The following is a 9,912-nucleotide window of genomic DNA, read 5'->3' on the forward strand; positions in this document are numbered from 1 at the left end:
AACGGCCAGCGGCAAGCGGCGGACGACCGGGCGGATCAGAGCGGGGCGAGGAGCATGAGGACCTCATCGCGGTCGTCGCCGGCGGCGAGCCGCAGAGCGCCGGGCCACCGACCGACCTCCCGCCACCCGAACTGCCCGTAGAAACCCTCCAGGCCCACACCGCCCCGAGCGGCGAGATGCAACTGCTCCAGCCCCATCTCCTCCTTGGCGACCCTGCGCACCTCCGTCATGAGGGCACGTCCGACGCCCCGCCCGCGTACAGCCGTCCGAGTCTGAACATGGTGGACAGTGCCCCAGTGCGCGATCAGCTCGAACGCGTCGCGACGGACATTGAGCCAACCTCCGAGTTCCCCGTCCAGGGTGACCAGGAGCAGCCGACTCGTATCGGGTGAGAGCAGATCTGCCATGCGATCGAGAGCCGGAGCCACCGTCGCGACGTCGACGGGAGCAAAGGGAAAGCCCGCCGCTCCACCCGCATTCGTCACCTCGACCCAGCACGCGGTGAGCGCGCGCCGCAGCCGCGGTGTCGCGTCGCCGGGAGACGTGAGCTGCTGGAAGGCGAGCACAGGGGCCATCCCGCGATCATGCCACCCACCCCTGACCGTGCAGGCGCCCCAGTTCGGCCGTATCTGCGACCTACTCGAAGAGAGAGGGGGTGCGGCGCGCCGTCCGCAACGTACGCCCACCCTCGCATCGGGAGTTCGCTGCGCGCACGTCGCCGCGGCCCGCTTTCACCCACCGGGCAGGGGCCGGCCGGCTCCGTGAAGTCGAGTGCGGAGTGAGTGGGCGACTCGGTCTGCCTCGTCAGCCGTCACTCGCTCCTGCTCCGGCCGCCGAAGCAGTCCGAAGATCCCCGGCCCACGATGCTCCGGCCGCAGATCTTCCATGCGCGGAACGATGTGGAAGTGCACGTGCCCGAAGCCTTCGGCCTCGGCGAACTGGACGACGTACGTCTTGGCGCACCCGACCATGTCCCGAAGAGCACGAGAGAGCCTGACCTGCCACACCCCAAGGGTGGACGCCTCAGCGTCGGTGAGGTCGTGTACCGCGGTGACGTGGCGCCGAGGCACCAGCACAAGCCAGCCGGGCAACGCTGTGTCGAAGGCGTGGACGACCCGCCAGTGCTGGTCGTAGGCCACGCAGTCGCGCGGTGGAAGGTCGTCGAACTCTGCTTCCTTGCCGCATACGTAGCAGTCAGGCGCCGTCATGGAGTGAGATCGTAGAACTGTCCTACTGAGAATCCACTGATCGGTTTCGGGCAGCATCCATCCGGAAGGCCGGCAGGGCGGGTCAATCGCCACTCACCATGATCAACGTGGACATATCGCGGGACCTGAGCCAGAAGTCGTTCCCATGAACAAAGCCAGGCAGCGGGGCATGAGGTCCAGCCCGCCGCCGACGGTCGTACGCGAAGCCGGCCGTCACCGCCCCATTCCACTGGCGCAGTTCTGACCCGAACCCGCCCACGGTGCCGCGCCCCGGACCGAGCAGCCGCGCCCGGCCCCCACCCCGGCCGCCCTCCGAGTGTCAAAGGGCGTGCGGAGGTGGGCGGTCAAGGGTGGGCGTAGCCCATCGCGTAGCGACGCGACGAAGGAGCGCCCTTGAGGGCCCGCCGGAGAACGCCACGCTCGGAGAGAGGGCGGCCGGTGCCAGAGGCTTACGTGGGACGCTCACGTCAAGTGCCCCAGCGTCGCGCGGATCGTGGCGACCACGGCGTCCGGGCGACGGAAGACGTCCTGAGCCGTGAAGCGCAGGACCCGGCGTACCTCCGGGCAGTCGGCGAGGTCGTTGTAGCGGCGGACGTCACGATCGTGGGCCTGGCGGGTGCCGTGGTAGGCGTACCCCTCGATCTCGACGGCCAGGCCAGCCCGCCGGAACAGGAAGTCCGGGCGCAGCCTTCGGCCGGAGCGTGACCCGAGCAGCGGCTGGGACTCGGGGCGCAGACCTGCGTCGCGCATGTGGAGGCGGGCGACCGTCTCCGCCGGAGAACCGCACGCCGGGTCCGCGAACTTCAGCCACCTCCGGGCCAGGGCGGCGCCGGGGCGGGGCGCCGACAGTTCGGCAACGAGCTGGGCGTGGTGGACGAGCGGTTCACGGCGGACGCCCCGGACCGTGCGCTGGGACAGCGCCGAGTCCGCAACCACGACCGCCGCCTCACGCGTCCCGCACCTCCGCATGAGATCGCCGACCGTGCGCGCCGGACCCGTCGTGCGGAGACCCGCGCGCATGACGCAGTCCGCATCTGCCAAGTACTCCGTGGAGTACACGCGCACGCCCTCGACGGACCGAGAGGAATGCGGGCGGCTCACGGTGAACTCGACGACATCCGCGCCGTCGGAACCACCAGAACCACCAGAACCACCAGAACCACCAGAACCACCAGAACCGCCAGAACCAGCGGATCTGCCAGAGCCGCCAGACCTTACAGAACTTCCAGAGCCGCCTGAACCGTGCGCGACGCCGGAACCGTTCGCGTCGCTCGGACCGCCCGTGCTGCGCGCACCGTCCATGCCGCCAGCCTTACCGACGCCGGTTCGGCCGCCGTTAACGCCGGGGCCGCCACGCCCACCCGGGCCACCCACCGGGCCCAGTCCACCCGGTCCGCCGAGTCCGCCTGAGCCACCCGGTCCACGCGGGCCACCCGCCCCACCCACGCCGCCCCTGCCGTTCGGCCGGTCCGGCGTGCCACCTGCTCCCGGGGGGTCCCCACCCCCCACCCCCACCCCCTCCCCCCAACCCCCGAGTACCTCGATCCGGTGCAGTGTCGCCGCCGTGCCGTGGCTGCACACCAGCTCCGGGCGGAGCAGCTGGTGGGCGCGGGCGCGGACGCGCCAGTCGACGTCCTTGCCGGGGGCCGCCCACGCGCCCCGGCAGATGCGCTGCCAGCCCTCCGCGCGCAGCTGTCTCCCGATCTGACCGCCGCCCGTCGGCCACCCCGCTTCGTAGGCCCACACCGTGAGGAGCACCCCGCCCCGGGCGACCCTCACCAACTCCTCCGTCTCTCCCGCCATGTCTCAACGATCCACGGACGGGGGATTATTCGCACCCCCTGTGGATAACTCCTGCCGTCATGCCGCATCCTGGTGCGAACGGGCGCAGGGCCCGCACCGAAGTGGACTGCCGATGACGACCACATCACCCAGCGTTCGGCTGGTCAGCGACCTCGTGACACATATCCCCGAGTTCCGGGGAGCGTACGAGTCCCATGTCTTCAGCCAGGGCGGTGTGCTGCCGCACGTCTTCTTCTGGGACGTCGTCCAGAACTGCGTGCGCTCCTTCCTCGGGGAGGATCCGGCCGCGGCGGACTGGCGGCGCACGCTCGACTTCCTGGAGGAGCAGAGTGCGCGCGGTGAGCTCGGTGTCGACGAGGTCATCGTGACCTCGTTCCTCAACGACCTGCCGTACCCGCACGAGCCCGGGTACGCCATCGTCCAGGAGCTCGGCCCGGTCATGGCGGCACGGTTCGTCCGCATCCGCCCCGGCGGCTGACAGCTCGCCCCGAAGGCCCGCGCCCCGAAGGCCCGCGCCGCGAACCCCGCCCCCGAACCCGGCCCCCGAACCCCGCCCCCCGAACCCCGCCCCCCGAACCCGGTCCCCTCGCCCCCGCCCCCCGGACCGCCCTCCCGGACCCCCTCCGCCCGCCGGACATAATCGAGCGCATGTCCCCAGACCGGCCCCGTCCACCCGTTGAGCCCGATGGAAGCGACGTGCCCGACGCGCGCCGATCCGTCGAAGCGCCCGCCCCCACCGCCACGCGCACCCCCACCGCCACGCGCACCCCCACCCCCACCCTCGCGCTCCTCGGCTACGCCGCCACTCGCGCCATCGGCCTCGCGATCCTCGCTCTCGCCGCCGTCGCGACCGGCAAGGACGGGCTGCACCGGTTGAGCGGCCGCTGGGACTCGGTCTGGTACGTCCGTATCGCGGAGAACGGCTATGGCCACCAGGTCACCCTCCCCAACGGCAGCGTCCACTCCGACCTCGCCTTCTTCCCCCTCCTCCCCGCGCTCGAACGAGGCCTGTCCGCCGTCCTTCCCGTCGACGCGGCGACCGCCGGGCTGCTTGTCTCCTGGACGGCCTCGCTGGCCGCCGCCTGGGGCATCTACGCCGTCGGCACGCATGTCGCGGGACAGCGGGCCGGGGTCGTGCTTGCCGTCCTCTGGGGCGTGTACCCGACGGCGTTCGTCCAGTCGATGGCGTACACAGAGACGCTCTTCACCGCTCTCGCCGCCTGGTCGATCCTGGCCGTGCTGCGCGGGCGCTGGATCCTCGCCGGTGCGCTGTGCGCGGTCGCCGGGCTCACCCGGCCGACGGCGGCCGCGCTCATCGCCGCGCTGGGCATCACGGCGGTCGTCACCGTCGTACGCGAACGGAAGCTGCCCGCCCGCATCGCGGCCGGTGTTCTCCTCGCGCCGCTGGGCTGGCTGGCGTACGTCGTCTACGTGGGCGTCCGCGAGGGCAGCGCCACCGCCTACTTCGACGTCCAGGCCGCCTGGGGCAACTCCATCGACGGCGGGGTCGCCCTCGCCCGGTTCATCTGGGGCCTGCCGCCGCTCGCCGCGCTCGGTCTGGTCGCCGCGCTCACCCTGCTCGGCTGGCTCATCGCCCTCTGCGTACGGCAGAAGCAGCCCTTGCCGCTCCTCGTGTACACGATCGCGGTCGTGGTGATCTCGCTCATCGGCGCCGCGTACTTCGGTTCCCGGCCGCGCCTGATGATGCCCGCGTTCGGGCTCCTCCTCCCTCCGGCCGTGGCGCTCGTACGGCTCCGGCCCCGCAACCAGGTCCTCGTACTCACCGGGCTCGCGCTCGCCTCCGGCGCCTACGGCGCCTTCACGCTGCTGGGTTCTGGACCTCCGTGATCTGCACGTAGGCGTACTCCTACACGCGTACTCCTACGCGTACACCCTTCCGCAGCCCCCAGCCCGCCATGGTCCCCGCCTCCGCCTCCAGCACGTGCCGGGCGCGCGGGCGCACCATGCCGAGCCGTCCGGGCTTCATGGTCACCACGTCGAGGACGGTGAAGTCCCGGTCCAGGTAGGCCACGTCCAGGCCGAAGCGCATGCCGAAGGTGTGGATGCTGTTGGTCGGGGTGATGAGCATCGCCCCGTCGATGCCGTCCCGGCCGAGCAGGCCGCGCCGCCGGGCCCGGTAGGAGGCCGCGATCTCCAACGGGATGGATGGGAGCGGTGGGATCGGTGGGATCGGTGGGGTCGGGCAGGCCGGCTTGGTCCCTGAACTGTGATCGTCCCCGACGAGCAAGCTCCCCGTACCGTCACGCCACTTCCCCGGTCTCCCCATGGGGGAGACGGTAGCGGTGCGGCTGGGTAGGGTCGGCGGGTGTTCGCCACGCTGATCGCCGTCGCCGCGCTCTGGGGTGCCGCGACCGGGCTGCTGGTGCCGCGCGCCGCGTACCGGCTGTCGGTCGAGCCGGAGGAGCCGTGGCGCGACACCTGCGAGGCCGGTCACGTCCTGGCCGGCCCGGCGCGCGGCTGGCTCGGCGCCCCAGGCTGCCCGGCCTGCCCCCGCCGGCCACGTCCCCTCCCCACCTCAGCCCCCACCTCAGCCCCTACCTCTGGCCTCACCCCCGCCCCCTCCCTAGCCCCCTCCCTCACCTCCTCCCTCACCCCCGTCCTCCTCACCGCCCTTTCCTGCGCCCTGCTCGCCGCCGCGGCCGGGCCCCGGCCCGAGCTTGTCGTGTGGCTGCTCTGCGCGCCGTTCGCCGTTCTGCTCGCGACCGTCGACGTGCGGGTGCGCCGGTTGCCCGACCTGCTCACGCTCCCGCTCGCCGCCGCCGTCCCGCTCCTCCTCCTGGGCGCCGAACTCCTCCCGTACGACGCCGGTTCCTGGGTTCAAGCGCTGCTGGGCGGACTCGCCCTGGGGGGCGGCTACTTCGTGCTGCACCTGATCCGGCCGAGCGGGATGGGCTTCGGGGACGTCAAGCTGGCGCTCTCCCTCGGCGCGGCCCTCGGCTGGTACGGCTGGGGTGTTCTCTTCGCCGGGACGTTCGCGGGCTTCCTCTTCGGCTCGCTGTACGGGTTCGGTCTCGTCCTCGTCCGGCGCGGGAGCCGGAAGTCGGCGATTCCGTTCGGGCCGTTCATGATCGGTGGGGCGCTGCTGGGGCTGCTCCTCGGCGCGCTCTCCGCCTCCCCTTGAGGTTCGCGACCTAGCATTCCGGCACATGCGGACAATCAGTGACAATATGCCCGTTGAACTCGCCGCGTCGGACACGTCCAGGGAGGAGCGGGCCCCCGCCCCCTGGTACCGGCGTCGTCCCGCCGTCCTCCCCTGGGCGTGGGCCGCGGGCCTGTGCCTGCTCTACGCGACCGTCGCCGTCCGCCGCCACCAGCTCCTCCGGACCACCGGCTACGACCTGGGCATCTTCGAGCAGGCCGTACGCGCCTACGCGGAACTCCGCGCCCCCGTCGTCCCGTTGCGCGGCCCCGGCTTCAACCTCCTCGGCGATCACTTCCACCCCCTTCTCGCCGCCCTCGCGCCCCTCTACCGCCTCTGGCCCTCGCCCCTCTGCCTGCTCGTCGCCCAGTCCGCCCTCCTCGCCCTCGCCGTCGTCCCCCTGGCGCGCTGGGCCCGGCGGGCGCTCGGTGTGCGCGCCGCGCACGCCGTCGCCGCCGGGTACGGGCTCAGCTGGGGCATCGCCTCGGCCGCCGCCTTCGACTTCCACGAGGTCGCCCTCGCCGTACCGCTCCTCGCCTTCTCCCTCGAAGCGCTGGCCCACCGCCGCTGGCGCGCCGCCGTCGTCTGGGCCGCGCCGCTCCTGCTCGTGAAGGAGGACCTCGGGCTCACGGTCGCCGCCGTCGGTGTCTACGTCGCGCTCAAGGGGCCCCGGCGGCTCGGGATCACGACCGCCGCCGTCGGGCTGCTCGGGGCGCTCGTCGAGATCAAGTTCTTGCTGCCCGCCTTCAACCCCGGCGGCGACTACGCCCACGGCGGCAACCTCGCCGACGGCCACGGCTCGCTGCTCTCCACCCTGGCCCACGTGCCGCTCGACGTCCTGCGCCCCGACGTGAAGGCGCTGACCCTGATCCTGGTCTTCGCCCCGTCCGCGCTGCTCGCGCTGCGCTCGCCGCTCGCGATGATCGCCGTCCCCACGCTCGCGTGGCGGATGGTCTCCGAGAACCCCTTCCACTGGGGCACGGCGTACCACTACAGCGCGATCCTCATGCCCGTCGTCCTCGCCGGCCTGATCGACGTCCTCGCGCGGGAGAGGTCCGCGCGGAACGTGCGCGCCTCGCTGGCCACGGTTCTCGTCGTGACGGTCGTGCTGCTTCCGTCGTTCCCGCTGGCCCAGCTCGTCCAGCGCACCACCTGGCGGACCACGCCCCATATCGAGGCCGCCCGTGCGCTGCTCGCGCGCGTCCCGGACGGCGCGACCGTCGCCGCCTCCAACCGGCTGGCCCCTCAGCTCACCTCGCGCTGCGAGGTCGTCGTCTTTCCCACGTTCCCTGTGGACGCCCGCCTCGACCGTCGGGAGACCGGCCCGCTGCCCGCGCCGACGGCCGAGTGGATCGTCTACGACTCCGTACCTCCGGAGGCCTGGCCGCAGAAGAGCGGACCCTGGCCCTACCCCGCCGAGCAGCAGGAGGCCGAGCTGCGGGCGGCCCGGGAGAGGCACGGGTACGAAGTGGTGGCCGCCCGGGACGGCGTGACGCTCCTGCGCCGCACCGCCTCCTAGCCGCACCCCGCCCCGCCCCTCCCCACCCACGCACCCGCCCACCCACGCAACCCCCACCCACCCAAGCACCCGCCCACCCACGCACCCCCACGCACCCACCCACCCGTCAAGCGTGCGGGCCCACCGTCACCGGGCCCACCACCAGCTCCGCCCGGCCCTCGAGGACCGCGGCGACGCGGGCGGCCTGGGCCTCCAGGGCCCGTAGACGGGTCGCGCTCGGCGGGTTCAGGTTCTTCAGAGTCTTCAGGGGCTCGACGGTCACCGTGATCCGCTTGCCCGAGCGGCGCTGGTGCCAGACGCCCGCCACCGTGCCGTCGATCAGGAGCACCGGATAGTTGCCGGCCTGGCCGCCGGCCAGCGCCCGGCCGTACGCCTCCCCGGGGAAGAGCGCCTCGCGCGGCTGGGAGGCGATCGTGAAGGCGTCGAAGTAGGGCAGCAGCCGCACCCCGCGCGCCGGCCGCTCGTCCGGGAACTCGGTGTCCCCGGCGACGACCCACCCCGGCGCCCCCTCGAACTCCACTTCCTCGATCCGCCCGGCCCCGGCCAGCGAGGCGAACAGCTCGGTGGCCCAGCCGACCGGCGCCGCGAGCCACTTGGCGAAGTGCCGGGGGACCGCAGGGCCGTACGCGTACAGATACCGCTCCACGAGGTCGCCGAGCGCCGCCGTCCCCTCCGCCCGGCGCACCCCCGGGTTGGTGTACGTGACCTTCCGGCCGCGGTCCCGGCCGAAGCACAGCACTCCGCGGTGGGCCGCCAGGTGGGTGATCTGCCGCCAGCGCGGCCACTTGTCCTGGAAGGCTTCCATGACCCGGTCGCCCGCCCAGGGGCCGGTGCGGGCCACGATCGCGTCGGTCAGCTCGTCCACGGTGAGTTCGGTGTCCATGAGCGCGTCGGCGATGGCCGCCAGGACCTGTTCGGTCTGTTCCTCCGACATCCGTACGTCCGGCGGCATCGGGTTCGCCCCGGTGGGGACGGCGGACAGGGCGCCGGTCCACATCGGCAGGTCGGCGGCGGGCAGCAGGTGGACCGTGCCGCGCGGGCCGTGCGTCTTGACCAGCGTGCCGTCCTCCCAGAGCGCCGCCCGTACGTCCGCCCGGGTGCCCTCCCTCATCCGCAGCGCGAGGGACAGCTCGGCGGCGGAGAGGACCTGGGCGTGGGCGCCGAGCATCGCGGCGGCGACCGTCGCGGGCGGGGCGTCCGTGGGTTCGGCCAGGAACTGACGGTGGATCCTGCGGGCGTCGGCGCGTGCCCAGGTGACCTGTGGTGGGGTGGACGTCGTCATGCCCCGACCGTAGAGGCGGAATAGGTCAGGGCCTGTCCGCCTTGCCCTACAGGGCGGCGGCCGAGGCCGAGGAGCGGGGACGGAAGAGGAGTTGGCTTTGGTGAGAGGGAAGATCGTGTACGGCTGCGGACTCGACGCGGCGGTCGATGTCGTCGGCGGCAAGTGGAAGCCGCTCATCCTGTGGGCGCTGCACGCGCACGGCGCGACCCGCTTCGGAGAGCTCAGGCGGCGGATCGTCAAGGTCAGCGAGAAGGTGCTGATCCAGCAGCTGCGCGAGCTGGAGGCGGACGGCATCGTCCACCGCGAGGTCTACCCGGAGGTGCCGCCACGGGTGGAGTACTCCCTCACCGAACTCGGTCAGGCTCTGAACACGGCGCTGCTGCCACTGGGTGAGTGGGGCGAGACCTTCATGGCGGAGATCCTCGCCATCAAGGAGGCCCAGCGCGCGGACGCGGATTCGGATGGTGACGAGCATTCGGAAGCGGTCGCGCGTGCGGCCGGGGAGGCCGCCTGACCTGCGTCGGGCGGGGGCCGTCCGTCAACCGGAGGGCCATCCGGGAGGGTCCCTCTTGGGAGGTACGGAACGCGCCGCCACGCCGGGGCGCAAAACCGCCACGGGGCCGCAGGACCCTTGTCCCGACTGGCCTCCGAGGAAACCGGAAGGGACCGGCCGTGCCGGGTGGCACGCAGCACCGCTTATGAAGGGTTATGGTGGAAACCCCCCCTCGGGCCGGTCCGTATCCCCCCCACGGACCGGCCCGTTTTCCTTGCCCAGGCCAAGCCAGGGCTACCTGGTTCGCTACGGCTCCCCCAGCCCCTCCGGCCCGCCCCGGCCCCCAGCCCCTCCGGCTCGCCCGGCCCCCGGCCCTCCGGCTCGCCCGGCCCCCGGCCCACCGGCTCGCCCGGCCCCCGGCCCACCGGCTCGCCCGGCCCCCGGCCC

The 9,912-nt window shown here is 72.8% G+C and carries 10 protein-coding genes; 5 read left to right on the plus strand and 5 right to left on the minus strand.

What is annotated here, in order from left to right:
* Positions 1-35: 35 nt before the first annotated feature.
* The 3 genes from AB0E14_RS27530 to AB0E14_RS27540 all read right to left on the minus strand — a co-directional run bounded on the left by AB0E14_RS27530 (position 36) and on the right by AB0E14_RS27540 (position 2,144).
* Complete coding sequence (locus AB0E14_RS27530; protein ID WP_362423629.1) at positions 36-575, minus strand: GNAT family N-acetyltransferase; 540 nt, start codon at positions 573-575, stop codon at positions 36-38.
* Between the two features lie 156 nt (positions 576-731).
* Positions 732-1,208 (minus strand): HIT family protein, encoded by a 477-nt coding sequence (locus tag AB0E14_RS27535; protein ID WP_362423632.1) that lies wholly within the window; start codon positions 1,206-1,208, stop codon positions 732-734.
* Positions 1,209-1,670: 462 nt separating this feature from the next.
* Positions 1,671-2,144 (minus strand): hypothetical protein, encoded by a 474-nt coding sequence (locus AB0E14_RS27540; protein WP_362423635.1) that lies wholly within the window; start codon positions 2,142-2,144, stop codon positions 1,671-1,673.
* Positions 2,145-3,123: 979 nt separating this feature from the next.
* Between AB0E14_RS27540 and AB0E14_RS27545 the strand changes: the two genes are divergently transcribed.
* Together AB0E14_RS27545 and AB0E14_RS27550 are read left to right on the plus strand one after the other, a co-directional pair.
* Complete coding sequence (locus AB0E14_RS27545) at positions 3,124-3,489, plus strand: hypothetical protein (protein WP_362423638.1); 366 nt, start codon at positions 3,124-3,126, stop codon at positions 3,487-3,489.
* Between the two features lie 218 nt (positions 3,490-3,707).
* Positions 3,708-4,859, plus strand: a complete 1,152-nt coding sequence (locus tag AB0E14_RS27550) for a hypothetical protein (RefSeq protein WP_362423640.1) — start codon at positions 3,708-3,710, stop codon at positions 4,857-4,859.
* Between the two features lie 19 nt (positions 4,860-4,878).
* Here the strand turns inward: AB0E14_RS27550 and AB0E14_RS27555 are convergent, their stop codons facing one another.
* The gene (locus AB0E14_RS27555) at positions 4,879-5,298 is read right to left on the minus strand and encodes a DUF192 domain-containing protein (protein WP_362423643.1); all 420 of its coding nucleotides are present in this window, start codon (positions 5,296-5,298) and stop codon (positions 4,879-4,881) included.
* Between the two features lie 39 nt (positions 5,299-5,337).
* Here AB0E14_RS27555 and AB0E14_RS27560 point away from each other — a divergent pair, with 39 nt between their 5' ends.
* The gene (locus tag AB0E14_RS27560; RefSeq protein ID WP_362423646.1) at positions 5,338-6,153 is read left to right on the plus strand and encodes an A24 family peptidase; all 816 of its coding nucleotides are present in this window, start codon (positions 5,338-5,340) and stop codon (positions 6,151-6,153) included.
* Positions 6,154-6,178: 25 nt separating this feature from the next.
* On the plus strand, positions 6,179-7,690 hold the full coding sequence (locus AB0E14_RS27565) for a DUF2079 domain-containing protein (protein WP_362423649.1): 1,512 nt from the start codon (positions 6,179-6,181) through the stop codon (positions 7,688-7,690).
* Positions 7,691-7,796: 106 nt separating this feature from the next.
* Here AB0E14_RS27565 and AB0E14_RS27570 read toward each other — a convergent pair whose 3' ends face one another.
* Positions 7,797-8,972, minus strand: a complete 1,176-nt coding sequence (locus AB0E14_RS27570; protein WP_362423652.1) for a winged helix DNA-binding domain-containing protein — start codon at positions 8,970-8,972, stop codon at positions 7,797-7,799.
* Between the two features lie 97 nt (positions 8,973-9,069).
* Here AB0E14_RS27570 and AB0E14_RS27575 point away from each other — a divergent pair, with 97 nt between their 5' ends.
* Entirely contained in the window at positions 9,070-9,486 is a 417-nt protein-coding gene (locus AB0E14_RS27575) for a helix-turn-helix domain-containing protein (protein ID WP_362423655.1), read from the plus strand.
* Positions 9,487-9,912 lie beyond the last annotated feature (426 nt).

It is taken from the genome of Streptomyces sp. NPDC047981 (assembly GCF_040653315.1).
Lineage (GTDB): Bacteria > Actinomycetota > Actinomycetes > Streptomycetales > Streptomycetaceae > Streptomyces.